Source organism: Roseovarius dicentrarchi (assembly GCF_003316635.1).
In the GTDB taxonomy this organism is placed as follows: domain Bacteria; phylum Pseudomonadota; class Alphaproteobacteria; order Rhodobacterales; family Rhodobacteraceae; genus Roseovarius; species Roseovarius dicentrarchi.
Genome location: NZ_QNQP01000001.1, coordinates 276,825 through 303,646, shown reverse-complemented (window position 1 = coordinate 303,646; position 26,822 = coordinate 276,825). Strand labels below are relative to the sequence as shown.

Sequence of the window (26,822 nt, the reverse complement as noted above, 5' to 3'; positions counted from 1 at the left end):
TCCGAAACAGCGAAGAAAAAGCGAAAGGAGGCAACAGCATTGACGCCATCATAATCAGCAGATCATAACGACTGGGTGGGTCAGATCTCGATGAAAATGCCGGGTCAGTTCTCAATGACAATCAACAGCGTGGGCTGACCGAGGGCGGCGAAGGCTTTGAGAGCGTGTTCTGTATCCATATATCCAGAAGTATTGATTCAATAAGTGCATGTCAAGTCAGGCAGCGATCATTCCGCAAGCAAGGGTTTTGGCTCGCTATGCCGTCAGCTGATGCGGTTTTGCCGGAGATCTGTCGCTTCATTTCAGGCAACCCTGTCGCATGCGCTGCGCTGTGCATGTGGGTTATCTTCAGCCTCTGCTCGCGGGATGTTTCCGGAATGGCCGGGCAGGCGCCACGATCGAGCCGATTGATCCAGCCGCCCGTGGGCAGTTTCAGAAGCTGCATGTGACGCCATGGGCCTTGGCGGTGGGCCTGCATACTGCCCAAGGTCCACGTGGCACGCGACAGGAGCCTGCCGGAACGTGCCGGGACGTGGAGGCGCCATCAGCGCATTGCCAAATCTTCTTGAAATCGGGGCGTATGTCTGCGATGCAAATCGGGATGGTGGCGGATCGGCTTTGGCCTGTCCGTCATAATAGGGAACACGGTGCGGGCGCTTGCCCAATTCCGTGACTGCCCCCGCAACTGTAAGCGGTGAGCGATCCTGAGTGACACCACTGGGCGTATTGTCCGGGAAGGTTCAGGAAAGCTGCGACCCGCGAGTCAGGAGACCTGCCATCTCCGGTGCTTTTGGCGCCGTAGCCACCTTAAACCGGGCGGGGTGCCTCGGAGAGAGAGCAGATCGAGATGGACCAAAACGGACCCGATTCGACCCTGAGCTGTCTGCGATCCCCTGCCTTTGCGCGGAGGGCGCGATGCAGATTGAACGAACACTCTACCAACTTCGGATAGGCCTGTCTTCGCCGCAACGGGCGCGGGAATTGGGCCAGCTGGGCTATATGCAATGGCTGGGCGGCCTGCCGGGTCATGCCGACTACGGGGCCGAGGCGCGGCGCGCCTACCGGATGGCGGTCGATTTCGCGGAAACGGACCCGGCGATTGCGGTCTTTTGCGAATTGCTGGCCGCGTCTGTGCGCCATCCGCTGACGCCGCTGGATCTGGCCTTGCCCAAGCCCGCGCGGCGGGGCGGTGCGCGGGCGCGCCGGGGCAGATCAGGCTGGAAAGGCGCGGCCAACCCCCTAGCTTGAGGAACGCGCCGCGCCGATGGATTTCCCGCGCTATCGGCGCGGCCCGCCGCCAAGGACCGTATCCTGGCAGGCCAGCAGGTGATCGACGCCGCGCCCTGAGCGGATCACGGCGCGGCCCGGCTGGGGCGCGATTCCGGCGGGCGCGCAGGGCCATATGGTCGAGATCAAATCATCGCTGAGCCGATAGACCGGCCCGGCGGCGTTGACCGGCGGGCAGGGCGTAATCTGTGCGGCGCTGGACGCGGTGCGCTAAACCTCGACCGTGACGGCGCCGATGGGGTTGGAGCAGCAGGCAAGGATATAACCGCTGTCAATGTCATCGTCGGATATGCCGCCGTTATGCACCATATGCACCTCGCCCGACGTCTTGCGGATCTTGCAGGTGCCGCAGACGCCAAAGGTGCAGCCCGAGGGGATGTTCAGCCCGTTTGCCTTGGCCGCGGCCAGCACCGTATCGGTTTCGGCCACTTTTGCCGTGACGCCCGACAGGGCAAAGGTGATCTCGGCGCGTGTCTCCTCGTCCGGCACGACATCGTCGATAACCGGCGCGTCGGCCAGTACTGCCACCGGCGCCTGAAAGCTTTCCTGATGGTAGCGGTCCATGTCATAGCCCAGACCCTGAAGCGCCTCGCGCACCGCTTGCATGAATGGCTCTGGCCCGCAGCAGAACACCTCGCGCTCCAGATAATCGGGGGCCATCAGACCCAGCATCAGCTGGTTGATCTGGCCGCGATAGCCCGCCCATGGCGCGTAGCGGTCCGGCGCCTCGACCACCCAGTGCAGATCGAGGCCGGGCGCGCGGCTGGCCATATGCTCCAGCTGCTGGCGAAAGATGATCTCGGACGGGCGGCGGGCGCAGTTGATGAACACGATGTCCGGCGCGGCGCCCAGATCGTACATCCACGTGGTCATCGACATCATCGGCGTGATGCCCGACCCGGCCGAGATGAACAGATGTTTGTCCGCCGCCCGTTCAACATGGCTGAACAGCCCGGCCGGCCCCATGACGTTCAGGCACATGCCCGGTTGCAAATGGTCCAGCATCCAGCGGGTGCCGATGCTGTTCGGCTGCGCCTTGGCGGTGATGGTGATGGATCGGGGCCGCGAGGGCGAGGATGATATGGTATAGGTGCGATGCACCGTGCCGCCCGGCACCGGCAGCTCCAGCGTCAGGAACTGGCCGGGCCGGAAATCGAACAGCGCACCTGATGGCGCCCGAAAGGTGAAAGACGCGGTATTGGCCATTTCCGGCACGACCGAGACGCATTCCAGCGGCTCGGACTGGTGCCAGATGGTGCCGGTGCTTGGGGCGAGATCCTTCATTTGCGTTACTCCGCCGCCAGTGCCGCAGGGCCGCGCCGGCGCGACATGGCGTTGCAATACCAATCGACAAAGCCGATCACGCCCGTTTCGTGAATGGGCGAGTAGGGGCCGGGCTGATAGGCGGGCGAATTGATGCCGCGCTGATTATCCTCGACCACGCGGCGATCCTCGTCATTGGTGGTGATCCATACTTCGGTCAGGCGGGTCAGGTCGTAATCCACCCCCTCGACCGCGTCCTTGTGAACCAGCCATTTGGTCGTGACTTCGGTGGTGGTGGCGGTCAGCGGCGTCACGCGGAACACCACCGTATGATCGGGCAGGAAGTGGTTCCAGGTCGTGGGGTAGTGATATTTCAGCAGCGTGCCCGCGGTGTCATCGGTGACGCGGCCGAGGATGCGCTTGCTGGCGGGCTGCAAATCCATGGTAAAGCTTTTGGCGCCCGGCAGCAGCGGCATCCGGGCGAACCGGTACTGCATGTCATCGGACATCCGGAACTGCGACGGGTATCCTTTCGCCTCCAGCCGGTCGAAATGCGCCTGAAGATGCGGCGGCACGTCGCCTTCGGTCACGCCTGAAACTGTCGGATCATCGGTGTAGGACCGGCACAGGCCCGGATGGTTGCCGCCGCAGTGATAACACTCGCGGTTATTCTCCCAGACCAGTTTCCAGTTGCCGTTTTCAATGATGCTGGTTTCATGCGCGACCTTGGCATTCGCCAGATCATGCACCTCCAGATAGGGGCGGGCGAGGTCGGCGAATGCCTCGAAATCGGGGGCGACATCGCCAAGGCAGATATAGATCAGCCCGGCCAGATCACGGCAATGCACCGTTTTCAGCCCGTGTTTGGTGGGGTCGAAATCATCGCCCATCTCGCGCGCCCACAGCAGGCGGCCGTCCAGCTCGTAAGTCCACTGATGGTAGGGGCAGACCAGCTTGGGCGCGTGGCCCTTCGCCGCCTTGCAAATGATCGAGCCGCGATGCCGGCAGGAGTTGTGGAATGCGCGGATCACCCCATCGGCGCCCTTGACCACGATGATCCCATAGGCGCCGATTTGCAGGGTCACATAAGCGCCCGGTTTTGTCAGCTCGCAGGCGGGTACGGCGAACAGCCATTCGGAATAAAACAGCGCCTCCATATCCTCGGCAAAGATGCCGGGATCGGTGTAAAAGGGCTGCTCCAGCGCGTGGCCGGACATGCGCCGCGCCAGAAGGGTGTCGATATCGTGGGTCATCTGGCGATCTCTCCTGCCGCTGTTTTGCGGCTGTTAAGTGGGGTCAGTGGGCGGGGCATGGTCCGCTCCGGCACCTGCGGCGCAGCAGGGTGCAGGCCACCTCTACGCCGGATCAGGCGCGAGTCATTACAGGATTGCGACATTCCGGGCTGAGAAACAGACATCCACGGCGATACCGATTGCGCTACTGCGGGAAATGAATGCGCACGGTCTGCCCGCTGCCCGCCGCGGCTGGCAGATCCAGCCTGCCGTTCAGCCGGTTGACCGCGCTTGCAACGATAGCAAGGCCGAGGCCGCTGCCGCCCTGCGGTGCATCTGCCGGGCGATAGAACCGCTCTGTAACGCGGTCCAGTTGGTCAGGTGCGATGCCCGGCCCCTGATCGCGGATGGTGATCGACAGCCGATCGGGCGTTTGCTCTACGCTTACATCGACGGTGCCGCCTTCGGGGGATGCGGCAATCGCGTTCTCCAGAAGGTTGCGCAGCGCGGCGTGCAGCAGATAGCGGGTGGTGCGGGTCGTCCCCGCAGTTTCGCCAAAGACCTCAACCCGCACTCGCTTTTGTGCGGCCATCTGGCCCAGATCCCGGCACGCGTCCGCGATCAGGGCGGCCAGATCCACGGGCGCGGCGCTGGTTCCGTGCCGCTCGACCGTGGCCAGATCCAGCAGTTGCCGCACCAGACGATCCGTGCGATCGACCGATTGTCCTATCGTCAGCAACGCATGACGGCGCGTGTCGTCATCCTCGGCGATGCGCGCGATCTGTGCCTGCATGCGCAGGCCCGCCATCGGGGTTTTCAGCTCATGCGCGGCGAAGGCGACAAAATCACGCTCGGTCGCGCGCACGGCCTCGACCTCGGCAAACAGGCGATTCAGGGCGCGGCGCACGGGCCGGATTTCGCGCGGGGCAGGGCCGGCGGGCAGCGGGCTGAGATCCTGCGGGGCGCGCTCGCGCAGCCCCTCGGCCAGCCGGTCCAGTGGTTTCAGCCCGCGCCCGACGCTGAGCCAGATCAGCGCGGCCAGCAGCGGCAGGATCACCGCCGCCGGTATCGCAAAGCCGGTCATCACGTCGCGCACAAGGCGGCCCCGCACCGCGACCGCATCCCCGACCATGACGCGCACGCCCAGTTCTGTATTGACGGTCGTGTAGACGCGCCACAATTCGCCATCGACCACTTCCTGGGAAAAGCCGGACTGCGTGGCCGTGGTCAAACGTGCGGCCGGCGCGCCCTCGGACTGGCCCAGAAGCCCGCCGTCCAGCGACCAGATCTGGCAGGACAGTTGCCTGTTATATCCTGCGCCCGTGGCGGCAGGCACCGACAGCTGCCGGGGCGCGTCCGCTGTCACGTCAATGCGGCGGTCCGCGATCAGCGATGACACCATCGTTGCCGCCTCGCGCAGGCGCGCGTCCAGCACCTTCTCGACCTCGCCGCGCGTTGAATAGTCGATCCACAGCACCGCCGACAGCCAGACCAATCCGGTCGCCGCGGACAGCAGCAGAAAGAGGCGTATTTTCAGCGACATGCAGCAGGACAATCTTCGGGCGCAAGCCGGTATCCAAGGCCCCGCACCGTTTCGATAAAGTCGCGGCCCAGCTTGGCCCGCAGGTGGTGAATATGCACCTCGACCGCGTTGCTTTCGACGTCTTCCTGCCAGCCATATAGCCGCTCTTCGATCTGGGATTTGGACAATATGTGGCTGGGCCGTTCGATCAGGGCATGCAGCACCGCAAATTCGCGGCGCGAAAACCGGATGGCATTGCCGTGCAATGCGCCGCTTTGTGCAGCAGGGTCCAGCACCAGACCGTTCCAATGGATGACAGGCGCCGCGCGCCCCTCGCCGCGCCGCAGGATCGCGCGCAGCCGCGCCGAAAGCTCGTCCAGATCAAAGGGTTTGCCCAGATAATCGTCGGCACCGGCATCCAGCCCATCGACCCGGTCGCGCGTCTGGTCGCGCGCGGTCAGCAGCAAAACGGGGGTCTGCACGCCCTTGCTGCGCAGCCCTGTCAGCAGGTCCAGACCCGATCCGTCGGGCAGCATCAGATCCAGCACGATGGCCGCGAAATCCGACGTGTCCAACGCCGCGCGCGCGTCGGCCAGCGTGCCCACAGGTTCGGCGGTGAACCCGTTCAGGCGCAGGCCCACCATCAGCCCGTTCGCCAGAACCGCGTCATCCTCGACTATCAAAATACGCATGATCGCTCCATATCGCCAATCTGGTGCATCTGTCTTAAGATGGGCTTAAGACTGCCGGGTTAAACAGGCAGGATGACAATGTTCGACCTCATACCTGCTACGCGGCCTTTAACCAAGCGGGCGCGGCTGTGAACGCCGTATCGCTCGGGCCGTTGGTGATGGATGCCTCGCGTCTGGCGTTTATTGCCGCCGTCATCGTGTTTCTGGTGATCGCGGAATTTCGCGGCGCCGGACCCGCCGCGCGCCAAGGGCGGCACGCACGATCGACATGGGCGTTTGCCGCGCTGGCTGCGTGGATCATCGGGGCGCGGGCGGGGTTTGTTCTGGCAAACCTCGGTAGTTTTGCTGCAAACCCATGGGATGCGCTCAAGCTGTGGCAGGGCAGTTTCGCGCCATTGATCGGCGCCGCCTTCGCCGGTGTGATGATCGCCTTTGCGGGTCTGCGACGAAAGGTGCCGGTGATGCCACTGGCGCTGGGCGCCGTTGTGGCGGCGGGGGTGTTTCTTGCGGTCAGCAGCGCATTCAGCGGCCCCGGTGTCGAGTTGCCGACCGGCACCTTCGAGGCGCTGAGAGGGAACGATGTTACGCTTCAGAATATTGAGGGGCCGGTTGTCTTGAACCTTTGGGCGACGTGGTGCCCGCCCTGCCGGCGCGAGATGCCTATGATGCTGGAATTGGCGACGCAAAGCGACGGCGCAACCTTCGTATTCGCCAACCAGGGTGAGGGCGTCGCGCAAATCGGCCGGTTTCTGGCCGCCGAGGGGCTGGGGGCCGAGCATATCGTGCTGGACCGGCAGATGGACCTGATGACTGCGCTGGGGGCCAAGGGACTGCCCGCGACCCTGATTTTCGACCGTACCGGCGCGCTGGTGCAATCGCATACCGGGGAAATATCGCGCGCGGTTCTGGAGCGCGCGCTGAGCGAGGTGGCGCCGGTGGCGCGATGATGCAAACGCGGCGCCATCTGGCGCCGCGTGTCATGGCTGAACGCCGGCCGTTGATGACGCTTTAGAACTTGTTGACCGGCATTTTCAGATAGGAATGTCCGTCACCCTCGGCCTCCGGCAGGCGACCGCCGCGCAGGTTGATTTGCAGCGCGGCCAGCATCCGGTCGGGCAGGGCCAGCGTTGCATCGCGGTCCTGCCGCGTCTTGATATAGTCCGCCTTGTCCGTTCCTGATTTCACATGTTTGTTCTTGGCCTTATGCTCGGCAACGGTGGCCTCCCACATCGGCGCGTCGCGGTCATCGGTGCCGTAATCGTGGCCGATATACAGGCGCGTTTCGTCCGGCAGGCTGAGGATGGCCTGGATTGACTGCCACAGCTCATCCGCCGATCCGCCGGGGAAATCCGCGCGGCTGGTGCCGGCATCGGGCATCATCAGCGTGTCGTGGACAAAGGCCGCATCGCCGCAGACATAGGTGATCGAGCCCAGCGTATGCCCCGGCGACAGCATCACGCGCACCTCCAGATCGCCAATGGCAAAGCTGTCGCCATCCTCGAACAGGTGGTCGAAATCCCGCTCCGGGTCAAAGGCGGTCGGCGTGTTGTACAGATCGCGCCACAATTCCGCGATCTCGCGCACCTTGGCGCCGATGGCGTTGGGCACGCCCAGCTGCTGTTTCAGCTGCGCCGATGCCATGACGTGATCCGCATGGGGGTGCGTGTCGAGGATCAGGGTGATCTCCAGACCGTTTTCTTTGGCCAGTGCCACCACCTGATCCATGCTGCGCGTATCGGTGGCAAAGCTCTTGGGGTCGAAATTCCAGACCACATCGATCAGCGCGGCCTTTTTGGTGGTAGGGCAGGCGCAGATATACTGGATCGACCCGGTATCAGGCTCGTAAATGCCCCAGACATCCGGGCTGCCTGCGCCGGTCGAGGGGGAGTGGCGGGTGATTGCGTCCTTTGTCATGTTCATACGCTCCTTTATGCGAAGGTGTTGGATTTCAGATAGCGGCCCAGCACGACGCCGAGCAGCATCATCGGCACGAATACCAGCGTGCCGGGCGCCGCCATGGTCAGCGCGGTCCAGGCCGGTCCGGGGCAAAAGCCGCCGATGCCCCAACCGATGCCGAAAACCGCTGCGCCGGTCAGCAGCTTGCCGTCGATATCGCTGGCGGTGGGCAGGTCGAACTTGGGCAGCAGGACTGGCGCGCTTTGCTTCCATGCCAGCCGGAACCCGACAAATGCCGTCAGCATCGCGCCGCCCATCACGAACGCCAGGCTGGGATCCCATGCCCCGAATATATCGAGGAAATTCAGGACTTTGGCCGGATTGGCCATGCCCGAGATGATCAGGCCGATGCCAAAGACAAGCCCCGACAGGAAGCCGAAAACGATCCGCATCACACTGCCCCCCCGATGACATGGCGCAGCACGAACACCGTGCCTGCCGCAAAAATCATGAATGTGATGACAGCCGCCAGCGACCGGCCCGACAGGCGCGCCAGTCCGCACACCCCATGCCCCGACGTACAGCCCGATCCCAGCGCGGTGCCGGCGCCGACCATCAGCCCGGCAATGGCCATGGCGGGCAGGTTGCTGCTGACCGTCTGCTGCGGCATCGCGCCTGTTGCGACCAGCCACAGCAGCGGCGCCGCGATCAGCCCGCCGATAAAGGCGATGCGCCAGCCCCGGTCGCCTGCGGTGGCCGCGCCCGCGGTGATGCCGACAATGCCGGCGATGCGGCCAAACAGGGCCATGACCATGACCGCCGAAAGGCCGATCAGGATACCGCCCCCCAGCGACGCCCATGGCGTGAAATCGGTTGGTGTGATTGGCAGCATGTCAAATGCCTCCCTTTGTGGTGTCAGTGTACGGCGCGCCGGTCAGTTCGGCGATGGCGCCATGTTGGGACAGAAACACGGAACCGGTCATTTCGTTCAGAAAACGCGCGCGCTTCAGCCGGTCCATGACCGGGCCCTTGACCTCGGACAGGTGCAGCGCGACGCCCATCCCGCTCAGCCGCTGGTTGATAGCCTCAAGCGATTCCAGCGCGCTGAGGTCAATCTCGTTTATGGCCGAGCATTGCAGGATGACATGCCGCACGGCCTTGTCGCGGGTGACGCGGTCCAGAATGTGATCCTCCAGAAACCGGGCGTTGGCGAAATACAGGCTTTCGTCAATGCGCAGGGTGACGATGGCCGGATCGGTCAGCACGTCATGGCGGTGGATGTTGCGAAAATGCTCGGTCCCGGCAATCCGGCCTACTTCGGCAATATGCGGGCGCGAGGTTTTGAACAGGTAGAGCAGCACGGAAATCACCACGCCGCTGGTCACGCCCAGCTCAACGCCCAAGGCAAGTGTGACGGCGATCGTGGTGGCGACGGCGATGAAATCGGGCTTGGAATAGGTCCAGCTGCGGCGCAGGATGCCGAAATCGACCAGGCCGAGGACCGCGACGATGATGGTCGCCGCCAGCGTCGCCTTTGGCAGGTAGTAGATCAGCGGTGTCAGCGCCAGCGCGGCAATGGCCAGCCCGGCGGCGGTGAACGCGCCTGCGGCAGGGGTGCGCGCGCCTGCGTCGAAATTCACCACCGACCGGGAAAAGCCGCCCGTTACCGGGAAACCGCCGGTAAAAGCCGCGCCCATGTTGGCCGCACCCAGCCCGATAAGTTCTTGATTTGGGCTGACGCGTTCGCGCTTTTTCGCGGCCAGCGTCTGCGCCACGGAAATGGATTCGACAAAGCCGATGACCGAGATCAGCAGCGCCGGCAGCAGCAGCTGGCCGATCAGATCCGGTGACAGATCCGGCATGGTCAGCGGCGGCAGCGCCTGCGGGACAGTGCCGACAATGGCCACGCCCCGTGCGCCCAGATCCAGCCCCCAGACCGCCAGAGTTGTCGCGACCACAGCCGCCACCGGCCCCGCCTTGGCCGCGACATCGGCCATGCGCGGGCCAAGTCCGACGCGGCGCAGGGCGGGCTTCAGCCCCCGGCGCACCCAGAACAGGAAGGCCGTGGCAGATGCGCCCAGGACCAGCGTGGGGATGTTTATCTGGTGCAGGTTCAGCGCCAGGCTCTGTGCCAGTTCAATCAGCGTATCGCCGCCGCCCGCAATGCCGAGGATATGGCGCAGCTGGCCAAGGGCGATGATGATGGCCGAGGCGGTGATGAACCCGGCAATGACCGGATGCGACAGGAAATTGGCCAGAAATCCCAGCCGGAAGACCCCCATCGCCAGCAATATCACGCCCGACAGTGCCGCCAGCGTCAGCGCGGCGGCGGCATAGCCCATGCTGCCCTGACTGGCGACCTCGCCCAGTGCGGCGGCGGTCATCAGCGACACCACCGCAACCGGCCCGACGGCCAGCGCATTGCTGGTCCCGAACACCGCATAGAGCAGGATCGGCGCGATCGAGGCATAAAGCCCCGCCTCGGGCGGCATCCCGGCCAGCAGCGCATAGGCCAGCGATTGCGGCACCAGCATGATCGTCACGATCACGGCGGCGATCAGATCATCCGACAGGGCGGCGCGGTCATAGGCGCGGCCCCATGTCAGGATCGGGAAATAGCGGGCGATGGCGTGCATGTGTCAATCTCAGGCAAAAATGGCGCCGGCGGCGGTGGCCGCACGGCGCGTTTCAGATCAGGCTGGCGCGGCCTAGGGCAGATCCGGATGTTCCGGCGATGCCAGCCATTCACGCCCGCGCAGCATCGCCTTCCAGTAGATCGGCGGCAGCATCCGTTCCTTCAGGAACCACGCGGCGCGGGATGGTTTGGTTCCGTCAATCAGCGCGCCCGGCAGGCTGGGCAGCAGCTTGCCCCCATAGCCGAATTCGGCCAGTACGATCTTGCCCCGCTCCACCGTCAGCGGGCAGGAGCCATAGCCGTTATAAAGCGCCACCGCCGATTTGCCGCTGATATCGGCGATCACATTCTCGGCCACGGTGGGCGCCTGCACGCGCGCGGCGGCGGCGGTTTTGGCGTTCGGGGCATTCATCACATCGCCCAGTGACCAGATGTTGTCGTAGGTTTTGTGCCGCAGGGTGGACTGGTCAACGTCGATCCAGCCCGCCGCATCGGCCAGGGGCGAGACGCGGATGAAATCGGGCGCTGTCTGCGGCGGGCAGACATGCATCAGGTCAAATTCCATCTCGACCCGCCTTGCCTCCGCGTCAGGCTCCTTGACCTCGAAAACGGCTGTTTTCGCGGCGCCATCGACCGAGATCAGGTTGTGATGAAAGTTCAACTGCGCCTTGTATTTCTCGACATAGTCCATCAGGGCAGGCACGTACTCCTTGACCCCGAACAGCACCGCGCCGGCATTGTTGAACTGAACATTGATATCCTTCAGCACGCCGCGACGCAGCCACGCATCGCAGGACAGGTACATCGCCTTTTGCGGTGCGCCGGCGCATTTGATCGGCATGGGCGGCTGGGTGAATATGGCGCGGCCGCTGCTCATGTTCTGGACCAGCTTCCAGGTGTAAGGCGCCAGATCATAGCGGTAATTCGACGTCACGCCATTCTTGCCCAGCGTGTCGATCAGGCCATCGACCTTGCCCCAGTCCAGCTTGAGGCCGGGGCAGACGATCAGCCGGGTGTATTTCACCACGCGGCAGCCATCGAGGATGATTGCATTTTGCTGCGGCTCGAACGCGGCGACGGCGGATTTGATCCAAGTGACGCCTTTCGGGATCAGGCTGGCCATCGTCTTGGCGGTCTGGCTGGCGTCGAAAATGCCGCCGCCTACCATGGTCCAGCCGGGTTGGTAATAATGCACATCCGCCGGGTCGATAATGGCAATATCCAGCGCGGCATCGCGTGAATGCAGGCTGGCGGCCACGGCAATACCGGCGGCGCCGGCGCCGACGATCACGATATCATGGCTGGCATCGGGCGCATCTGTCGGCGTCTTGCCGCCATTGGCGATGCGGCGGACCACGCCGCTCATGTCGTAGCCCGCGCGTTGGGTGGCGGCCAGAATGTCGGGGACCGTCTTGCTACCCGCCTGCGCCAATGACCACAGCGTTGCCGACCGCGTGCCGGATCGGCAATAAGCCAGCACCGGGCCGGGCAATTCGGCCAGCGCCGCGCCAAAGGTATCGGCGTCGCCCTCGCTGACCAGCCCGTGGGTGATGGGGATATAGCGCGCCTCAAGCCCGGCGGATTTCGCCGCCTGCTCGATCTCGCCAAAGCTGGGCTGATCGGCGCCTTCGCCGTCGGGCCGGTTGCAGATGATCGAACGATAGCCCTGCTGTTTCAGCGCGGGGATATCGGCCGCCGTAATTTGGGGCGCGACCGAAAGCTGCGCCGAAATCGTCTTGGTCTCTAACGTCATGGAAATTCCCTTGCGGCGGTCATTACAGCGTGTTGATCGGCACCTTGAGCATCGGGTTGCCGTCCTTGTCGGCGGGCACGTGGCCTGCGCGCATATTGACCTGAAGCGACGGGATGATCAGGCGCGGCATGGCCAGGGTCGCGTCGCGTTCGTTGCGAAAGCGCACGAACTCCTCGCGCGACTTGCCGCCGCCGACATGGATGTTGTGCGCCTTCTGCTCGGCCACGGTCGTCTCCCACGCGATGGCGCGGCCATTCGGGCCGTAATCGTGGCACATGAACAGGCGCATGTCGTCCGGCAGGGCCAGCACCTTTTGAATACTGTCGTACAATGTGCCGGCGTCGCCGCCCGGAAAATCGGCACGGGCCGAGCCGCCGTCGGGCATGAACAGCGTATCCCCGACAAAGGCGGTGTTGCCCATCACATGCACCATGCAGGCGGGCGTGTGGCCGGGGGTGTAGATCGCCCTGCAGTCCATTTCCCCGACCTTGTAGGTATCGCCATCCTCGAACAAGGCATCGAATTGGCTGCCGTCGCGCTGGAATTCGGTGCCTTCGTTAAAGACTTTGCCGAACGTGTCCTGCACGACCATGATCTGGTCGCCAACGCCGATCTTGCCGCCCAGCCGCTGCTGGATATAGGGCGCGGCGCTGAGGTGGTCAGCATGCACATGCGTCTCGATGATCCAGTCCAGAACCAGCCCGCGCGATTCGATCTCGGCTATCAGCGCATCGGCGTGGTCATGGGTGATCCGGCCGGCGGCATAGTCGATGTCCATCACGCTGTCGATGATGGCGCAGTGATTGCTGGCCGGATCGCGGGCGATATAGCTGATGGTATTGGTTGCCGCGTCAAAATGCGCCGAAACGTCCGGTGTGATCGACATGTCGATGGGATAGCTCATGTATGTCCTCCGAGGGGGCAGGTGGGGTCAGCGGCTGCAGGTGCGAATCCCAAATAGGGTGTAGAGCGCGCAGAACCGCATGGCGGCGGTGGCCAGCAGCACGATGCCGATGATGACAGATGCGGCCGTGGCCCATGTTGCGTCAAACAGGGCAAAGCCGCTGATAAATGGCAGCGCAATCAGCAGCAGGCCGAAAACGATGCGAAAAATGCGGTCGGTGGGTCCGATATTCGGTGTCATGGCGGGGCCTTTCCAAATGGTTTGACCAATCTATACCGCCGCGCGGGGGGCGGGGTCAGTGACTTTGTCACACAGCCCGCGCAGCCCCGGCCCGTCAGCTGCGGTGCTGTGCCAGTTCGGCCAGCGCCCCCGCATCGGTCAGCGCGATGGTGCCGCGCGTCTGGGCAATCCAGCCGCGGCGCTGGAATTCCTGCAACTGACGCGAGATGACCTCGCGCGCGCTGCCCAGCTCGGCCGCCAGCTGCTGATGCGTTGTCTGCACCTCTGGCCCGCCTTGGGCCAGCTCGTGCAGTTTCTGCGCCAGCCGCACGTCGATGCGCTGAAACGCCACCTCGTCGATCATCAGGAACAGATCGGTAATGCGCTTGGAGAAGGCGAAGAACACGAAATTGCGAAATTCGGGCGATGTTGCGACCAGATCGTCAAACACGCTCCGGGGCAGGGCGGCGGCGCGGATGTCCGTTTCGGCGATGCCTTCGGCGGCGTAATCGTCATAGGCCAGCAGGCAGGCCGTGGTCAAAACGCAGCTTTCCCCGGCATGGATGCGGTAGAGGACAATTTCGCGCCCGCCTTCGGAGGTTTGCTGCACCCGCACCGATCCATCCAGCAAAAACAGCATGTTTTCCGGTGACTTGCCGGGGCCGAATACCACCGTGCCGCGCGGCGCGGCAATGATGGTGCTGCGCGCCAGCAGCGTTTGCCGGACCTGCCCCTTGAGCCGGGACAGGCCGGCAAATCGGTCGATCCAGACCTCGGGCGCCCCGGCCGGATGCTCTGCTGCGCCGGGGCGGGGGGTGTCGTTGCTCATGCTGCGGAGATCCTGAAAATCGGGTGCGATTGTGCGAGTTTAGTCAGTCCGCAGCAGCATTGCAAAGCGGGGGTGTGACATTTCACGCAAGGCGGATCATTTGCCTTAAGGGGCTGGCTGCGTTACCTCACCTGCAGCAAAGAGCGAGGTTTGTCATGCTCGGTTCCTTCGATGCGGTGCTTTTGGCCCGCCTGCAATTCGCATTTACCGTATCGTTCCACTTCCTGTTTCCGGCGTTCACCATCGGGCTGGCCAGCTATCTGGCGGTGCTGAACGCGCTGTGGCTGTGGACGAAAAAGCGGCGTTATCTGGATCTGTTCCGCTACTGGGTCAAGATTTTCGCGCTGGCCTTTGCCATGGGGGTCGTGTCGGGCATCGTCATGTCCTACCAGTTCGGCACCAACTGGTCGGTGTTTTCGGACAAGGCCGGGCCGGTGATCGGCGGGCCGATGGCCTACGAGGTGCTGTCGGCGTTTTTCCTTGAGGCGGGGTTTCTTGGCATCATGCTGTTTGGCCGCGACAAGGTGGGGCCGGGCCTGCATATGGCGGCCTGCGCTGCGGTGGCGTTCGGCACGTTTTTCTCGGCCTTCTGGATCATCAGCGTCAACAGCTGGATGCACACCCCCGTCGGGTTCGAGATTGACGCCGCGACCGGGCAGTTCCTTCCCTTGGATTTCTGGCAGATCGTATTCAACCCGTCCTTCCCTTACCGCCTGATGCACACGGTCACGGCGGCCTATCTGACGACGGCCTTCATCGTTGGCGGCGTTGCGGCGTTTCACCTGCTGAAACGGCGGCGCCACAGCGAGGAGGTCACGCCGGCCACGCGCACCATGTTTTCCATGGCGATGTGGATGGCGGCGATCGTCGCGCCGGTGCAGATATTCCTGGGCGATTTGCACGGCATCAACACGCTGGAGTATCAACCGGCCAAGGTCATGGCGATGGAGGGCCATTACGAGAGCCACGAGAACGGCGCGCCGCTTTACCTGTTCGGCATCCCCAATGACGAAACGCAGACGCTGGATTATGCGCTGGGCATCCCCAAGCTGTCCTCGCTGATCCTGAAGCATGATCTGAACGCGCCGCTGGCCGGGCTGGATACCGTGCCGGACGCCGATCAGCCGCCTGTCGGCATCGTGTTCTGGGCCTTCCGCATCATGGTGGCGCTGGGCTTTGCGATGCTGGGCATTGGCCTTTGGTCGCTCTGGGCGCGCTGGCGCGGCACGCTGTTTCATGCGCCCATGCTGCACCGCGCGGCGCTGGTCATGGCGCCCTCGGGCCTGATTGCGGTGCTGGCGGGCTGGATCACGACCGAGGTGGGGCGCCAGCCCTTTACCGTTTACGGCCTGCTGCGCACCGCCGACAGCGCCGCGCCGCTGGATGCGCCGGCGGTGGGCGCGACGCTGGTTGCGTTCATCGTCATCTACTTTTCGGTATTCGGCGCCGGCACCTATTACATGCTGCGCCTGATGGCCCAGCCGCCCCACACCGGCGAGGCGCGGATGAAGGATATCAGCCAGGGCCCGGTGCGCACAGCGGGCAAGGCGGCGGCCCATGACGACAAGCCGCCGCGGTCGGCACCGATAGAAGCGGGGGAATGATCCATGCCAATGGTTGAAGGGTTTTCATTCGATCTGACCGTGATCTGGGCGTTCCTGATTGCCGCGGCGGTGCTGATCTACGTCATCCTTGACGGGTTCGATCTGGGCCTTGGGATGTTGTTCGCGCTGGAGCGAAAGCGCGGCGACCGCGACGTGATGATGAACACCGTCGCCCCCGTCTGGGACGGCAACGAGACGTGGCTGGTGCTGGGCGGCGGCGGGCTGATGGCGGCGTTTCCGCTGGCCTATGCGCTGATCCTGCCCGCGCTGTATATGCCGATCATCCTGATGCTGCTGGCGCTGATCTTTCGCGGTGTGGCGTTCGAATTTCGCTGGCGGGCCGAGCGGGGCAGCATGCGCGCCGCCTGGGATGCGGCATTCATCGGCGGGTCGGGCATCGCGTCGCTGTGCCAGGGGATCGCGCTGGGCGCGCTGCTGCAAGGCATTGACATCGACAAGGCCGCGCGCAGCTATTCTGGCGGCTGGTGGGATTGGCTGACGCCGTTCTCGCTGACCGTGGGCGTGGCGGTCATGGCCGGTTACATGCTGCTGGGCGCCACGTGGCTGGTGATGAAGACAACCGGCGAGTTGCAAGAGCGGATGCGCACCCGTGCATGGCCGCTGGGCGTGGCGACGCTGGTGTTCATCGGCATCATCAGCCTCTGGACCCCGTTCTTGCAAGAGGGGTACTACAGCCGCTGGTTCGCCGGCTGGCATATCGGGCTGGCGGGTGGCGTGGCGCTGGCGGTGCTGGCGATTGCGGCGCTGATGTTCCGGTCGCTGACCATCCACCGGCACGAATACCGGCCTTTCGTGCTGGCGCTGGCGCTGTTCAGCTTGTGCTTTGTCGGGCTGGGCGTGTCGATGTTCCCCTATATCGTGCCAACCGAGGTCACGATTTGGGAGGCTGCGGCCCCCCGGCGCAGTCAGGTGTTCATGCTGGTCGGCGCGTCGGTGCTGCTGCCGATCATTCTGGCCTATACCGCCTACGCCTACTGGGTGTTCCGCGGCAAGATCGACCCCGAAAGCGGCTATCACTGATGTCGCAGCCGCGCCCGTTCTGGCAGCGCCTGCTGTGGTTCGTCGCCATATGGGCGCTGTCCGTCGCCGTGCTGGGGGCGATCGGCTACGGCATCCGGCTGTTTCTGGTCTGAGCCGCCGGAATGGGCCGTCAGAATGCGAAACTGCCGAACGGGTAGTAGCGCACCGGATCGCCCGCCTGGATCGTGGCGGCGGCGTCGGGCAACTCCACCAGCCCCTCGGCCCAGCTGAGGCCGCTGATCCGGCCCGATCCTTCGGACGCGAACACTTCGGCGCGGCCATCGCGGATGCGGGCGCGCAGATATTCGCGGCGGCCCGGTTTTTTCGATTTCTCGAACGCGGCCGGGACGTGGAACACCTGCGGCTCTTGCCAGCCCGCGCCGGCCAGCAGGCCAAGCGCGGGGCGCGCAAAGATCAGCGTGCAGACCAATGCGGCCACCGGATTGCCGGGCAGGCCGAACACCGGTGCGCCCTGCCACAGACCCAGGGCCAGCGGTCGGCCCGGCTTCAGCGCGATGCGCCATTGCTGCATCGCGCCCGCCTCGGACAAAAGGGCCGAGACGTGATCCTCGTCCCCCGCCGAGGCGCCGCCCGAGGTCAGGATCACATCGGCGCGGCTGGCGGCATCATCCAGCGCGGCGCGCAGGGCGGCGCGGTCATCGGGGATGCGGCCCATATCGACCGCCTCCAGCCCCCATGCGCGGATCTGGGCCAGCAGCATCGGGCGGTTGGCGTCATAGATCTGGCCGGGATTGGCCGCGCCGCCTGCCTCGATCAACTCGTCCCCGGTGGAAATGACGGCGACGCGCAGACGCTCGAACACCTCGACCACGCCCAGCCCGGTTGCGGCCAGCAGCGCCAGATCGGCAGGGGTCAGCACGCGGCCCTTGGGCAGCAGTTCGGCCCCCGCGTCCACATCCTCGCCCGCCTTGCGGGTGTTTGCGCCGCGCTTTATCCCGGCGCGAAAGGCGAGCTGGCCTGCGCCCGTGCGCGTATCTTCTTCCAGTATGACGGTATCGACGCCCGCCGGCACCGCCGCGCCGGTCAGAATGCGGATGGCATGGCCGGGCGGCACCGTGCCGTCATAGGGCACGCCGGCAGCCGCGCGGCCCGAAACCAGCGGCAGCACCGGATCGCCCGGCGGCAGGCTGTCATGGGCAAAGCCATACCCATCCACCGCCGAATTGGGCGTGGGCGGATTGGCGCGGCGCGCGATGGCGGGCGCGGACAGGATGCGCCCGCAGGCGTCCGGCACGTTGCAGTGCGCGGGGCGCACGACCGGGTGCAGACCGGCGCGCAGGGTGGCCAGCGCATCATCCACCGGCGTCCAGTCCACCCCGGCGGGCATGGCAAAGCAATCGTCGCGCAGCGGCGGCGGCGCGGGGGGCGCGTCATCCCCGGCCAGATCGTTCAGCGTGCTTTCATGTCCGGTGCCCAAGATCCAAGCCTCCTGCTGTGCCGCTTGCGGCAGGTCTGTCATCATTGCATTCAGGTCCGCCGCCGGCAGGCGCGACAGCGCCCGCGCCAGCAGCGTGACCTGCACCGCGTCGCGGATCGGCGCGCCTGCGCCGAGCGCGGATGTCACGGCGGATTCTATCAAACCGGGCCATATTTCGGCCAGCACTGTCGGCGCGTCTTGCCAATCGTCAAATGGCCAGGCGCGTGCGCCATGCTGGCGGCGCAGCCGCGAGAGCATCGGCAGGCCCATCAACATCTGGCTGCCCACCGTGGGCGGAAAACACAGCTGAAAACAGCTGCTGGCGGCCTTGGCGGCCACGTCGCAGGCACGCTTTTCCGCGATTTCGGTGTAGTCTATGCCCGCCTTGCGGTAGGGGATGCCGGGCCAGCGATCCGCGTGGGTCTTGCCCCAGAATGGGCCCGGATCATCGAAGCGGGCATTCATCGCCTCGGCCACGTCAAAGCGGTTGTTGGCGCCGGTGTCGCTGTCGGTAATGCGCGCCTCCAGCCAGTCCCAAAGGGCCAGCGGATCGTCGCTGCCGGTGATGCGCCGCGCGGTGCCGATCGGATAGCCGAACGGAAAATCGAAGCCGACCAACAGGCGGCGACCGGCGGCGCGTTCGCCCGCGATAATGTCGGCAATACGCGCCTCGGCCTCGGTCCGGGTGCGGCAGTAGAGTGGATCCTGCGGGGTGCCGCCCTGCACAAGGCCCAGCCATATCGCATCCTTGGATGGGCGCGCGGGCGCGGGCGCGGCAGATGCCGACCAGTCGACGACCAGAAAGCTGTCGAACCCGGTCACAGCCCCAGCTCGGCCAGGATGAAATCGGCGATGGCGGCGGTGTCGTTCAGGTCCAGCACCGGCTGGCTGACCTGGCCTGCCACCTCGGCGGGGATATCGGCAGCGACGACGCGGATCGTGGGATCATCGGGCGCGATCAGCGGATTGCCGGCGCTGCTGCGCCATGCCTCGACCTTGGGGTGGTCCTCGCGTTTGTAGCCCTCGATCAGGACCAGATCGATGGGGGTGAGCCGCGCCAGAAGGTCCGCCAGCGGCGGCTCGGGCGCGCCGCGCAGCTCCTGCATCAGGGCGATACGGGTGCCGGAAACCAGTAACACCTCGTCCGCGCCTGCCGCGCGGTGGCGATAGCTGTCGCGCCCCGGCTGATCCACGTCAAAGCTGTGATGGGCGTGTTTCACCGTCGACACGCGCAGGCCGCGCCCGGTGATTTCAGTCACTAGACGTTCCATCAATCCGGTTTTCCCGGCGTTTTTCCAGCCGGTGACGCCGTATATTTTCATTGCCCGGCCTCCTGCATGGCTTGCGCGTTGGCCAGATCCTCGGGCGTGTTGACGTTAAAGAAGGGATCGCCGCCATCGTCGAACATCGCCGTTGCGGCATTGTGCGCGTCCGTCCACTGCACCACCTTGCGCAGCCCGCCTTGAAGGGCGCCGCGCAGATCGTCGCGCAGGGCCACGGGCCAAAGGCCGAATGTCGGGTGGCGCCCGTCCGGCGTGGCGGCCAGCGCCAGCGGCGCCTGCATCCCCTCGGCGGCCAGCACCAGCCGGGCGACCAGATCGCAGGGAAAGAACGGCGTATCGGCGGCGACGGAAACGATTGTTTCCGCGCCCTCCTTCGCGGCCCAGTCCAGCCCTGCCAGAACGCCCGCCAGGGGGCCAACGTAGCCGCCGACGGGGTCGGCCAGCACCGGCAGGCCAAACCGCGCAAAGCGCTGCGGATCGCCATTGGCATTCAGCGCCGTCGCGGCGACCTGCGGCGCGATCCGGTCCAGCACATGCTCCAGCAGCGTGCTGCGCCCAAGCGGCAGCAGCCCCTTGTCGCCGCCGCCCATACGCGTGGCGCGGCCTCCGGCAAGGATGATGGCATAGGGTTGTTGCATGTTAGGATCCTTGGGTACTGGCGGCGCTCGGCACTGTCTTAGGCGGGCAGGCTGGGGCGGGCAAGGATCATGCCCCGGCGCTTTTGCGGCGGTGTTTGCTGTCCTCGTCGGCCACCGCGGCGGGATCTGCGTCGCGGATCAGCCGTTCTTCGCCCGCAAGGCAGACGAAGCGGCGCCCGCGCAGCCGCCCGATCAGCGTCAGCCCGACCTGTTGCGCGATCTCCACCCCCCATGCGGTAAAGCCAGAGCGCGAGGCGAGGATGGGAATGCCCATCAGCGCGGTTTTTATCACCATCTCGGACGTGAGACGCCCGGTGGTGTAGAGCATCTTGCCGGTCGGCGCGACATTCTCGGACAGCATCCAGCCGGCGATCTTGTCCACCGCGTTGTGGCGGCCGACATCCTCCATATAGACCAGCGGGCGATCCCCTTCGCACAGCACCGTGCCATGGATCGCGCCGGCCGTCAGATAGAGCGACGGCGTGGTGTTGATGACATGCGCCAGCGCGTAAAGGTGCGAGGTGCGCAAATTGGCTTGCGGCAGGGTGACACCCTCCAGCCCCTCCATCATGTCGCCGAAGACGGTGCCGACGGCGCAGCCGCTGGTGCGGGTCTTTTTCTTCAGCTTGTCCTCGTAGGTGGTCTGCCCGTCGGTGCGGACAACGACCGTCTCAAGCTCTTCATCGTAATCGACGCGCAGGATTTTCTCGCCGTCCTTCAGCATGCCCTGATTGCGCAGGAACCCCAGCGCCAGATATTCAGGGTAGTCGCCGATGGTCATGGCGGTGACGATTTCCTGTGCGTTCAGGAAAATGGTCAGCGGGCGTTCTTCGACGACGTTGACGGTCTGCGGCGTGCCGGTCTGGTCGGTGCCGGTCACGGCGCGCGTCAGACCGGGGGCGTCCGGTGCGGGCGCGATGATGTAGGGGCTGTCGTTGTCCGTGCGGGGCAATTGCATCTCCTGTCGCAGGCCGGTAGGCAACGGATGATCCCATCCTTGCCGGCGTATTTCCAAATGACCACTGTGACCACCAAATCGACATACTGGCAAGGCGTGCGCGCCGGCGCGCCGTTCATTCTGGTGCTGGTGCCGTTTTCAATGCTGTTCGGCGTCGTGGCAACCGAGGCGGGGCTGACCCTGATCGAGACATTCGCCTTTTCCCTGCTGGTGGTGGCAGGCGCGGCGCAGTTCACGGCCATTCAGCTATTGTCGGAACATGCGCCGACGATCATCATCTGCGTCACGGCGCTGGCGGTCAATCTGCGCATGGCGATGTATTCGGCATCCCTGACGCCGCATCTGGGCCGCGCGCCACTGGGCCAGCGCGCGCTGGTGGCGTATATGATGGTCGATCAGGCCTATGCCTGCTCCATCCTGGCCTATGAGAAAAACCCAGATTGGGGAATTCCCGCAAAGCTGGCGTTTTATTTCGGGGCCATCACGCCGCTGATTCCCCTCTGGCTGATCTTTACCGTCGTCGGCGCGGTCGTGGGCACGGCGATCCCGCCGGAATTCGCGCTGGACTTTGCGGTGCCGATTACATTCCTGGCGATGATCGCGCCGATGCTGCGCACCGCAGCGCATGTGGTGGCGGCACTGGTGGCGATCATGGTGTCCCTGTCGCTGGCGTTCATTCCCTACAGTCTGGGGCTGCTGGTCGCGGGGGCAGCCGGAATGATCGCGGGCGCGCAGGTGGAGCTGATGACGACGCGTCGAATGGAGGCGCGGCGATGAGGGACATTGCGACGCTGGATATCTGGATCGTGATTGCAGTGCTTGGGCTGGGTAGCTTCGGTCTGCGGTTCGTTTTCCTGGGACTGATCGGCGACCGCCCGATGCCCGGCTGGGTGCTGCGCCACCTGCGGTATACGGCCGTGGCGGTGTTGCCCGCACTGGTCGCGCCGATGGTGGTGTGGCCGCCCGCAACGGGGGGCACCCTGGACACGGCGCGGCTGACGGCGGCCTGCGTGACGATCATTGCCGGACTGATCACACGAAATGTTCTGGCCGCCATCATTGCTGGCGGCGCGGCGCTGTATCTGATGCTGTATCTGGTTGGATAGGGCAGGGATTTTCGCCTTCGGCGAGGGTATTTGGCCCAAGAAAAAACCCGGCAGTCTTCAAAGCTGCCGGGTTTTTTGTATTATTTACGGTGTATAAGGCGCGGCGTTACTTTTGGCCGATGGCCACGGCTTTCACGTCTTCGTCGATATGGGGCATGTACTGCTCGAAGTTCTTTGCAAACATATCGACCAGTTTTGCCGCCTGGCGGTCATAGCTGTCGGGCTTGTCCCATGTGCGGCGCGGGTCCAGCAGGACGGTCGGCACGCCGGGCGCATCAATCGGCACGTCAAAGCCGAAATTGGCGTCGGTGCGGAATTTGACATCATTCAGCGATCCGTCCAGCGCGGCGGTCAGCAGCGCGCGCGTTGCCTTGATCGGCATGCGGCTGCCGGTGCCGTAGGCGCCCCCTGTCCAGCCGGTGTTGACCAGCCAGCAGGTTGCGCCGTGCTTGGCGATCTTGGTGCGCAGCAGGTTGCCGTACACTTCGGGGCGGCGCGGCATGAAGGGCGCGCCAAAGCAGGTGGAGAAGGTCGGCTCGGGCTCGGTGATGCCGCGCTCGGTCCCGGCCACCTTGGAGGTGAAGCCGGACAGGAAGTGATACATCGCCTGCGCCGGGGTCAGCCGCGCGATGGGGGGCAGGACGCCGAATGCGTCGCAGGTCAGCATGATGATGTTCTTGGGGTGGCCGCCGATGGCCGTGTCGCTGGCGTTCGAGATATATTCCAGCGGGTAGGCGCAGCGCATGTTCGCAGTGAGTGAATCGTCGTCAAAATCCAGCTCGCGCGTGCTTTCATCATAGACCATATTTTCGATGACGGTGGCGAATTTGCTGGTGGTGGCGTAGATTTCCGGTTCTGCCTCGGGGCTGAGGTTGATCGTCTTGGCGTAGCAGCCGCCCTCGAAGTTGAAGGTGCCGCGGTCGGACCAGCCGTGTTCGTCATCGCCGATCAGCGTGCGGTTGGGATCTGCGGAAAGCGTCGTTTTGCCGGTGCCCGAAAGGCCGAAGAAAATGGCCGTATCGACCGGATTGTTCTTGGCGTGGTTGGCCGAGCAGTGCATCGGCATGATGTCTTTGGCGGGAAGCAGGTAGTTGAGCAACGAAAAGACGGATTTCTTGTTTTCGCCGGCATATTCGGTGCCGCCGATCAGGATGATCTTGCGGTCGAAATTCATTGCGATGACCGTTTCGGAGCGGCAGTCATGCTTGGCCGGGTCGGCCTGGAAGCCGGGGCAGTTGATGACGGTGAAATCGGCGATGAAATGGTCCAGCGCGTCTGCATCGGGGCGACGCAGCAAGTGGCGGATAAAAAGGCCGTGCCACGCCAGCTCGGTGACCATGCGCACCTTGATCGCATGCGCGGGGTCCGCGCCGCCGATCAGGTCCTGCACGTAATAGGTGCCGCCGGCCATGTAGGCGACCATGTCGTCATAAAGCGCATCGAACCCTTCGGGCGACATCGCGGCATTGTTTTCCCACCAGATGCTGTCTTCGACGCTGGGCGTTTTGACCACGTGTTTGTCCTGCGGCGAGCGGCCGGTGAACTTGCCGGTTGAGACAAGGAAGGCACCGCCACGGCCCAGCGCGCCTTCGCCGTTTTTCAGCGCCGCCTCGACCAGCGCCGGCTCGATCAGGTTGTAATGCACGTCGCCAAGCCCTGTGATCCCTTGATCCTCAAGGCGGAATTTCGGGTTTACCCGTCCCAATGTCATGACAATCGCTCTCCAAATACTGGTCAGTGCCGGCCGTCTGGCCTGTGGTGGCATATAGCGGGTGCGGGCGCTGTTACAGCGCGGCCTCCCCTTGGCTCGTCCGGGTCATAACATGCCGATTTGTGGAATGAACAGATCGCTTTGCACCGGTTAGCGCAACCAAAGAAGAGTTAGCGCAATCACCGTGGGCGGGTCCGGGGCAACCGGCAAAACCTTGCCGGATTGCCGCGCCGGGCGAAAAAAAGTGAGTCATATTAGCCATTGGTTATGGAAATCGGCGCCAAATGGGGCGGCGGGGCAGGGCGATTCGCGAATTGGGATTGATCGGTTGAGCGAAACAGGGACATATTAAGGGAAAAATCAGGCAATCTGAGCAGTACAAGGAATAACGACATGTCCAAAATCGCCCTGGTGGACGATGACAGGAATATTCTGACATCCGTGTCCATGACACTCGAGGCAGAGGGCTTTGAGGTTGATACGTATAATGACGGCCAGCAGGCGCTTGATGCGTTTGCCAAGAAACTGCCGGATATGGCGGTTCTGGATATCAAGATGCCGCGCATGGACGGCATGGATCTGCTGCAACGTCTGCGCCAGAAATCCCAGATGCCGGTGATCTTTCTCACGTCCAAGGACGATGAGATTGACGAGGTTCTGGGGCTGCGGATGGGGGCAGATGACTATGTCAAGAAGCCGTTTTCACAGCGCCTTCTGGTCGAGCGTATCCGCGCCCTGCTGCGCCGCCAGGACGCGCTGGAAGGGGTCGTGACCCCTGCCGATGCCGAAGAGGGCAAGGTGATCGAGCGCGGCGCGCTGCGGATGGACCCGCTGCGCCATGCCGTGTCCTGGAAGGGGCGCGACGTGTCGCTGACGGTGACGGAATTTCTGCTGCTTCAGGTGCTGGCGCAGCGCCCCGGTTTTGTCAAAAGCCGGGATCAGCTGATGGACGTGGCCTATGATGATCAGGTCTATGTGGATGACCGGACCATCGACAGCCACATCAAGCGGCTGCGCAAGAAGCTGCGCCAGGTTGATCCTGAATTCTCGGCGATTGAGACGCTGTATGGCATCGGCTACAGATATAACGAAGAATAGATATGGCACTGGCCGAGGGGATGAATGTGCGCGATGGTGCACCGGGGCGTGACGGCGATGTGGTCCTGGGCGACGATTTTGTCGCGCCCGACAGCGTGGTCGAGGACGAGGTACGCGCGCGCCGCGCGCGGCGGGGGCTGTTCTCGCTGCGCGAGTCGCCTCTGACGCGCAAGATCATCATATTCAATCTGATTGCGCTGAACATCCTTGTTGCCGGCATCCTTTACCTCAACTCGTCGCGCGACGGTCTGGCAGTCCAGCGCGCCAGCGGTCTGGTGGGTGAGGCCGAGCTGGTCGCCAACGTGTTTGAAGTTCAGATGCCCGGCCGCTCGCCGGTCAACCTGATCACCAATGATGGCATTGATGTGCCCGGCACATTGTCCGGAATTGATGTTCAGGACGGGGCCGAGGTGTTTGTTTTCGACACCGCAGGCAATGTCGCAGGCCGGGTGACCGGGCAGGCCACGCGGCCGGCGGGGACTTCAAGAAGCCAGCCGACCTTTATCACGGACGCGCTTTCGCGCTTTTGGAGCTGGCTGGCCACCCCGTTTGCATCAACCGGCGACCCCGCACCAAGTATCGAGGACATGGCCCGGAATCAGGTCGCGGCGGCGTTGGCCAGCGGCGAAACCCAAGTGGTGTCGGGCGATGTTACCGGCGGCGCGGTCTTTGCGGTGGCCACCCCGATCCTGCAGGGGGATACCCCGGTCGGCGTCGTCGCGATGATCAGCGCCACAGGCGAGATTGACAGTCTGGTCATGTCCGAGCGTGAGCGCGTGCTTCAGATGTTTATCATCGCAACACTGGTCTCCATAGGTCTGAGCCTGATCCTGGCCTCGACCATTGCGCACCCGCTGGCGGATCTTGCCGCAGCGGCGGAGATTGGCGGCGCGCGCAACCGCGGAAAACAGGGCGCAGGGCGGATCCGCATCCCCGATCTGACCGCGCGCCCTGACGAAATCGGCCGCCTTTCGGGTGCGCTGCGCGGCATGGTGGCCGCGCTTTACAACCGGATAGACGGAAACGAACAGTTTGCCGCAGATGTCGCGCACGAGATCAAAAACCCGCTGGCCAGTTTGCGCAGCGCGGTAGGCACCATGCGCGTGGCCAAGCGCGATGACCAGCGTGAGAAGCTGCTTGATGTGATTGAACATGACGTGCGGCGGCTGGACCGGCTGGTCAGCGACATTTCCAATGCGTCGCGTCTGGACAGCGAATTGGTCAAGGAAGAAGAAGAATCGTTCGATCTGCTGAAGATGCTGGGGAATCTGGGTTCGTATCTGGGCGAACAGGCGGCGAAGGAAGGCATCGATTTCATTGTCGATTTTCCGGAAAACCCGATCTACATCAACGGGCTTGAGGCGCGACTGGCACAGGTTTTCGTCAACCTCATCTCGAACGCCACCAGTTTTTGCGAGTCCGGCGATGCGATCCGCATCTGGGCGCGGCGGCGGGACAATCGTGTGTTGGTGGTGGTCGAGGATACGGGGCCGGGCATTCCCGAGCAGGCCCTGACCAAGATCTTCCAACGCTTCTATTCGGAACGCTCTGCGACTGATTTCGGCAACAATTCGGGCCTCGGCCTTGCGATTTCAAAGCAGATCGTCGAAGCGCATGGCGGCGTCATCTGGGCCGAGAATATTCGCCCCACGGATGCAGATATCACGTCCGACCCGCTGGGAGCGCGGTTTGTCGTCGGCCTTCCGGTCTGAT

Annotated in this window: 27 protein-coding genes and 1 riboswitch; of the genes, 9 read left to right on the top strand and 18 right to left on the bottom strand. The window is 64.1% G+C overall.

Annotation, left to right across the window (positions count from 1 at the left end; genetic code table 11):
- Nucleotides 1–211 precede the first annotated feature (211 nt).
- Entirely contained in the window at nucleotides 212–445 is a 234-nt protein-coding gene (locus DQ230_RS17000; protein WP_162497332.1) for a hypothetical protein, read from the bottom strand.
- A gap of 140 nt (nucleotides 446–585) precedes the next feature.
- Nucleotides 586–794, top strand: a riboswitch (cobalamin riboswitch).
- Nucleotides 795–915: 121 nt separating this feature from the next.
- On the opposite strand from DQ230_RS17000, the gene DQ230_RS01450 reads away from it, so the two are divergent.
- Nucleotides 916–1,248 (top strand): hypothetical protein, encoded by a 333-nt coding sequence (locus tag DQ230_RS01450; protein ID WP_162497331.1) that lies wholly within the window; start codon nucleotides 916–918, stop codon nucleotides 1,246–1,248.
- 249 nt (nucleotides 1,249–1,497) lie between these two features.
- Here DQ230_RS01450 and DQ230_RS01445 read toward each other — a convergent pair whose 3' ends face one another.
- From DQ230_RS01445 to DQ230_RS01430, 4 genes are all read right to left on the bottom strand, one after another.
- The gene (locus tag DQ230_RS01445; protein ID WP_113910704.1) at nucleotides 1,498–2,571 is read right to left on the bottom strand and encodes an FAD-binding oxidoreductase; all 1,074 of its coding nucleotides are present in this window, start codon (nucleotides 2,569–2,571) and stop codon (nucleotides 1,498–1,500) included.
- A 5-nt stretch (nucleotides 2,572–2,576) separates the two neighbouring features.
- Nucleotides 2,577–3,803 carry an aromatic ring-hydroxylating oxygenase subunit alpha gene (locus DQ230_RS01440; RefSeq protein ID WP_113910703.1) on the bottom strand — a complete coding sequence of 409 codons (1,227 nt, stop codon included), beginning with the start codon at nucleotides 3,801–3,803 and terminating at the stop codon, nucleotides 2,577–2,579.
- Between the two features lie 184 nt (nucleotides 3,804–3,987).
- Complete coding sequence (locus tag DQ230_RS01435) at nucleotides 3,988–5,325, bottom strand: ATP-binding protein (protein WP_113910702.1); 1,338 nt, start codon at nucleotides 5,323–5,325, stop codon at nucleotides 3,988–3,990.
- Nucleotides 5,316–5,996, bottom strand: coding sequence for a response regulator (locus tag DQ230_RS01430; RefSeq protein WP_113910701.1), 681 nt, complete (start codon nucleotides 5,994–5,996; stop codon nucleotides 5,316–5,318). The genes DQ230_RS01435 and DQ230_RS01430 overlap by 10 nt, the downstream gene beginning before the upstream one ends.
- Nucleotides 5,997–6,124: 128 nt before the next feature.
- Here DQ230_RS01430 and DQ230_RS01425 point away from each other — a divergent pair, with 128 nt between their 5' ends.
- Nucleotides 6,125–6,943: a TlpA disulfide reductase family protein gene (locus DQ230_RS01425; RefSeq protein ID WP_113910700.1), complete on the top strand. Its 819-nt coding sequence runs from the start codon at nucleotides 6,125–6,127 to the stop codon at nucleotides 6,941–6,943.
- A gap of 61 nt (nucleotides 6,944–7,004) precedes the next feature.
- Here DQ230_RS01425 and DQ230_RS01420 read toward each other — a convergent pair whose 3' ends face one another.
- The 8 genes from DQ230_RS01420 to DQ230_RS01385 form a co-directional block, all read right to left on the bottom strand.
- On the bottom strand, nucleotides 7,005–7,916 hold the full coding sequence (locus tag DQ230_RS01420; RefSeq protein ID WP_113910699.1) for an MBL fold metallo-hydrolase: 912 nt from the start codon (nucleotides 7,914–7,916) through the stop codon (nucleotides 7,005–7,007).
- Nucleotides 7,917–7,924: 8 nt separating this feature from the next.
- Nucleotides 7,925–8,344 carry a DUF6691 family protein gene (locus DQ230_RS01415; RefSeq protein WP_113910698.1) on the bottom strand — a complete coding sequence of 140 codons (420 nt, stop codon included), beginning with the start codon at nucleotides 8,342–8,344 and terminating at the stop codon, nucleotides 7,925–7,927.
- Nucleotides 8,344–8,784 carry a YeeE/YedE family protein gene (locus DQ230_RS01410; protein WP_113910697.1) on the bottom strand — a complete coding sequence of 147 codons (441 nt, stop codon included), beginning with the start codon at nucleotides 8,782–8,784 and terminating at the stop codon, nucleotides 8,344–8,346. Before DQ230_RS01410 ends, DQ230_RS01415 begins: the two co-directional genes overlap by 1 nt.
- 1 nt (nucleotide 8,785) lies before the next feature.
- On the bottom strand, nucleotides 8,786–10,528 hold the full coding sequence (locus DQ230_RS01405) for a SulP family inorganic anion transporter (RefSeq protein WP_113910696.1): 1,743 nt from the start codon (nucleotides 10,526–10,528) through the stop codon (nucleotides 8,786–8,788).
- Between the two features lie 72 nt (nucleotides 10,529–10,600).
- The gene (locus tag DQ230_RS01400) at nucleotides 10,601–12,280 is read right to left on the bottom strand and encodes a bifunctional protein tyrosine phosphatase family protein/NAD(P)/FAD-dependent oxidoreductase (RefSeq protein ID WP_113910695.1); all 1,680 of its coding nucleotides are present in this window, start codon (nucleotides 12,278–12,280) and stop codon (nucleotides 10,601–10,603) included.
- Between the two features lie 22 nt (nucleotides 12,281–12,302).
- Nucleotides 12,303–13,184 (bottom strand): MBL fold metallo-hydrolase, encoded by an 882-nt coding sequence (locus DQ230_RS01395; protein ID WP_203227972.1) that lies wholly within the window; start codon nucleotides 13,182–13,184, stop codon nucleotides 12,303–12,305.
- 27 nt (nucleotides 13,185–13,211) lie between these two features.
- Nucleotides 13,212–13,424: a YgaP family membrane protein gene (locus DQ230_RS01390; protein ID WP_113910694.1), complete on the bottom strand. Its 213-nt coding sequence runs from the start codon at nucleotides 13,422–13,424 to the stop codon at nucleotides 13,212–13,214.
- A 94-nt stretch (nucleotides 13,425–13,518) separates the two neighbouring features.
- The gene (locus DQ230_RS01385; protein WP_113910693.1) at nucleotides 13,519–14,232 is read right to left on the bottom strand and encodes a Crp/Fnr family transcriptional regulator; all 714 of its coding nucleotides are present in this window, start codon (nucleotides 14,230–14,232) and stop codon (nucleotides 13,519–13,521) included.
- A 155-nt stretch (nucleotides 14,233–14,387) separates the two neighbouring features.
- Here DQ230_RS01385 and DQ230_RS01380 point away from each other — a divergent pair, with 155 nt between their 5' ends.
- Genes DQ230_RS01380 through DQ230_RS01370 form a run of 3 tightly spaced genes read left to right on the top strand, consistent with a single transcriptional unit; the run spans nucleotide 14,388 to nucleotide 16,990 of the window.
- On the top strand, nucleotides 14,388–15,836 hold the full coding sequence (locus DQ230_RS01380) for a cytochrome ubiquinol oxidase subunit I (protein WP_113910692.1): 1,449 nt from the start codon (nucleotides 14,388–14,390) through the stop codon (nucleotides 15,834–15,836).
- Nucleotides 15,837–15,839: 3 nt separating this feature from the next.
- Entirely contained in the window at nucleotides 15,840–16,877 is a 1,038-nt protein-coding gene (gene cydB / locus DQ230_RS01375) for a cytochrome d ubiquinol oxidase subunit II (RefSeq protein WP_203227971.1), read from the top strand.
- Nucleotides 16,877–16,990: a DUF2474 domain-containing protein gene (locus tag DQ230_RS01370; protein ID WP_113910690.1), complete on the top strand. Its 114-nt coding sequence runs from the start codon at nucleotides 16,877–16,879 to the stop codon at nucleotides 16,988–16,990. Before cydB ends, DQ230_RS01370 begins: the two co-directional genes overlap by 1 nt.
- A 17-nt stretch (nucleotides 16,991–17,007) precedes the next feature.
- Here DQ230_RS01370 and DQ230_RS01365 read toward each other — a convergent pair whose 3' ends face one another.
- The 4 genes from DQ230_RS01365 to DQ230_RS01350 form a co-directional block, all read right to left on the bottom strand.
- On the bottom strand, nucleotides 17,008–19,137 hold the full coding sequence (locus tag DQ230_RS01365) for a molybdopterin-binding protein (protein ID WP_113910689.1): 2,130 nt from the start codon (nucleotides 19,135–19,137) through the stop codon (nucleotides 17,008–17,010).
- Nucleotides 19,134–19,637: a molybdopterin-guanine dinucleotide biosynthesis protein B gene (mobB, locus tag DQ230_RS01360; RefSeq protein WP_113910688.1), complete on the bottom strand. Its 504-nt coding sequence runs from the start codon at nucleotides 19,635–19,637 to the stop codon at nucleotides 19,134–19,136. Before mobB ends, DQ230_RS01365 begins: the two co-directional genes overlap by 4 nt.
- Nucleotides 19,634–20,236 (bottom strand): molybdenum cofactor guanylyltransferase MobA, encoded by a 603-nt coding sequence (gene mobA / locus DQ230_RS01355; protein WP_113910687.1) that lies wholly within the window; start codon nucleotides 20,234–20,236, stop codon nucleotides 19,634–19,636. The genes mobB and mobA overlap by 4 nt, the downstream gene beginning before the upstream one ends.
- Before the next feature lie 67 nt (nucleotides 20,237–20,303).
- Nucleotides 20,304–21,194, bottom strand: a complete 891-nt coding sequence (locus DQ230_RS01350) for a formate dehydrogenase accessory sulfurtransferase FdhD (RefSeq protein ID WP_113910686.1) — start codon at nucleotides 21,192–21,194, stop codon at nucleotides 20,304–20,306.
- Between the two features lie 57 nt (nucleotides 21,195–21,251).
- Between DQ230_RS01350 and DQ230_RS01345 the strand changes: the two genes are divergently transcribed.
- Both DQ230_RS01345 and DQ230_RS01340 read left to right on the top strand, forming a co-directional pair.
- Nucleotides 21,252–21,971: an AzlC family ABC transporter permease gene (locus DQ230_RS01345; RefSeq protein ID WP_113910685.1), complete on the top strand. Its 720-nt coding sequence runs from the start codon at nucleotides 21,252–21,254 to the stop codon at nucleotides 21,969–21,971.
- Nucleotides 21,968–22,300 carry an AzlD domain-containing protein gene (locus DQ230_RS01340; RefSeq protein WP_113910684.1) on the top strand — a complete coding sequence of 111 codons (333 nt, stop codon included), beginning with the start codon at nucleotides 21,968–21,970 and terminating at the stop codon, nucleotides 22,298–22,300. Before DQ230_RS01345 ends, DQ230_RS01340 begins: the two co-directional genes overlap by 4 nt.
- A 106-nt stretch (nucleotides 22,301–22,406) precedes the next feature.
- Here DQ230_RS01340 and DQ230_RS01335 read toward each other — a convergent pair whose 3' ends face one another.
- Nucleotides 22,407–24,011, bottom strand: a complete 1,605-nt coding sequence (locus tag DQ230_RS01335) for a phosphoenolpyruvate carboxykinase (protein ID WP_113910683.1) — start codon at nucleotides 24,009–24,011, stop codon at nucleotides 22,407–22,409.
- A 393-nt stretch (nucleotides 24,012–24,404) separates the two neighbouring features.
- Between DQ230_RS01335 and DQ230_RS01330 the strand changes: the two genes are divergently transcribed.
- Both DQ230_RS01330 and DQ230_RS01325 read left to right on the top strand, forming a co-directional pair.
- Nucleotides 24,405–25,109, top strand: a complete 705-nt coding sequence (locus tag DQ230_RS01330; protein WP_113910682.1) for a response regulator transcription factor — start codon at nucleotides 24,405–24,407, stop codon at nucleotides 25,107–25,109.
- A gap of 2 nt (nucleotides 25,110–25,111) precedes the next feature.
- Nucleotides 25,112–26,821 carry a sensor histidine kinase gene (locus tag DQ230_RS01325; RefSeq protein ID WP_113910681.1) on the top strand — a complete coding sequence of 570 codons (1,710 nt, stop codon included), beginning with the start codon at nucleotides 25,112–25,114 and terminating at the stop codon, nucleotides 26,819–26,821.
- The last annotated feature ends 1 nt before the right edge of the window (nucleotide 26,822 follow it).

Excerpts from the sequence above, each read along its gene's own strand:
- DQ230_RS17000 (WP_162497332.1), bottom strand. The coding sequence starts at position 445 with ATGCAGCTTCTGAAACTGCCCACGGGCGGCTGGATCAATCGGCTCGAT.
- DQ230_RS01450 (WP_162497331.1), top strand. The coding sequence starts at position 916 with ATGCAGATTGAACGAACACTCTACCAACTTCGGATAGGCCTGTCTTCG.
- DQ230_RS01445 (WP_113910704.1), bottom strand. The coding sequence starts at position 2,571 with ATGAAGGATCTCGCCCCAAGCACCGGCACCATCTGGCACCAGTCCGAG.
- DQ230_RS01440 (WP_113910703.1), bottom strand. The coding sequence starts at position 3,803 with ATGACCCACGATATCGACACCCTTCTGGCGCGGCGCATGTCCGGCCAC.
- DQ230_RS01435 (WP_113910702.1), bottom strand. The coding sequence starts at position 5,325 with ATGTCGCTGAAAATACGCCTCTTTCTGCTGCTGTCCGCGGCGACCGGA.
- DQ230_RS01430 (WP_113910701.1), bottom strand. The coding sequence starts at position 5,996 with ATGCGTATTTTGATAGTCGAGGATGACGCGGTTCTGGCGAACGGGCTG.
- DQ230_RS01420 (WP_113910699.1), bottom strand. The coding sequence starts at position 7,916 with ATGAACATGACAAAGGACGCAATCACCCGCCACTCCCCCTCGACCGGC.
- DQ230_RS01415 (WP_113910698.1), bottom strand. The coding sequence starts at position 8,344 with ATGCGGATCGTTTTCGGCTTCCTGTCGGGGCTTGTCTTTGGCATCGGC.
- DQ230_RS01410 (WP_113910697.1), bottom strand. The coding sequence starts at position 8,784 with ATGCTGCCAATCACACCAACCGATTTCACGCCATGGGCGTCGCTGGGG.
- DQ230_RS01405 (WP_113910696.1), bottom strand. The coding sequence starts at position 10,528 with ATGCACGCCATCGCCCGCTATTTCCCGATCCTGACATGGGGCCGCGCC.
- DQ230_RS01400 (WP_113910695.1), bottom strand. The coding sequence starts at position 12,280 with ATGACGTTAGAGACCAAGACGATTTCGGCGCAGCTTTCGGTCGCGCCC.
- DQ230_RS01395 (WP_203227972.1), bottom strand. The coding sequence starts at position 13,184 with ATGAGCTATCCCATCGACATGTCGATCACACCGGACGTTTCGGCGCAT.
- DQ230_RS01390 (WP_113910694.1), bottom strand. The coding sequence starts at position 13,424 with ATGACACCGAATATCGGACCCACCGACCGCATTTTTCGCATCGTTTTC.
- DQ230_RS01385 (WP_113910693.1), bottom strand. The coding sequence starts at position 14,232 with ATGAGCAACGACACCCCCCGCCCCGGCGCAGCAGAGCATCCGGCCGGG.
- DQ230_RS01380 (WP_113910692.1), top strand. The coding sequence starts at position 14,388 with ATGCTCGGTTCCTTCGATGCGGTGCTTTTGGCCCGCCTGCAATTCGCA.
- cydB (WP_203227971.1), top strand. The coding sequence starts at position 15,840 with ATGCCAATGGTTGAAGGGTTTTCATTCGATCTGACCGTGATCTGGGCG.
- DQ230_RS01370 (WP_113910690.1), top strand. The coding sequence starts at position 16,877 with ATGTCGCAGCCGCGCCCGTTCTGGCAGCGCCTGCTGTGGTTCGTCGCC.
- mobB (WP_113910688.1), bottom strand. The coding sequence starts at position 19,637 with ATGAAAATATACGGCGTCACCGGCTGGAAAAACGCCGGGAAAACCGGA.
- mobA (WP_113910687.1), bottom strand. The coding sequence starts at position 20,236 with ATGCAACAACCCTATGCCATCATCCTTGCCGGAGGCCGCGCCACGCGT.
- DQ230_RS01350 (WP_113910686.1), bottom strand. The coding sequence starts at position 21,194 with ATGCAATTGCCCCGCACGGACAACGACAGCCCCTACATCATCGCGCCC.
- DQ230_RS01345 (WP_113910685.1), top strand. The coding sequence starts at position 21,252 with ATGACCACTGTGACCACCAAATCGACATACTGGCAAGGCGTGCGCGCC.
- DQ230_RS01340 (WP_113910684.1), top strand. The coding sequence starts at position 21,968 with ATGAGGGACATTGCGACGCTGGATATCTGGATCGTGATTGCAGTGCTT.
- DQ230_RS01335 (WP_113910683.1), bottom strand. The coding sequence starts at position 24,011 with ATGACATTGGGACGGGTAAACCCGAAATTCCGCCTTGAGGATCAAGGG.
- DQ230_RS01330 (WP_113910682.1), top strand. The coding sequence starts at position 24,405 with ATGTCCAAAATCGCCCTGGTGGACGATGACAGGAATATTCTGACATCC.
- DQ230_RS01325 (WP_113910681.1), top strand. The coding sequence starts at position 25,112 with ATGGCACTGGCCGAGGGGATGAATGTGCGCGATGGTGCACCGGGGCGT.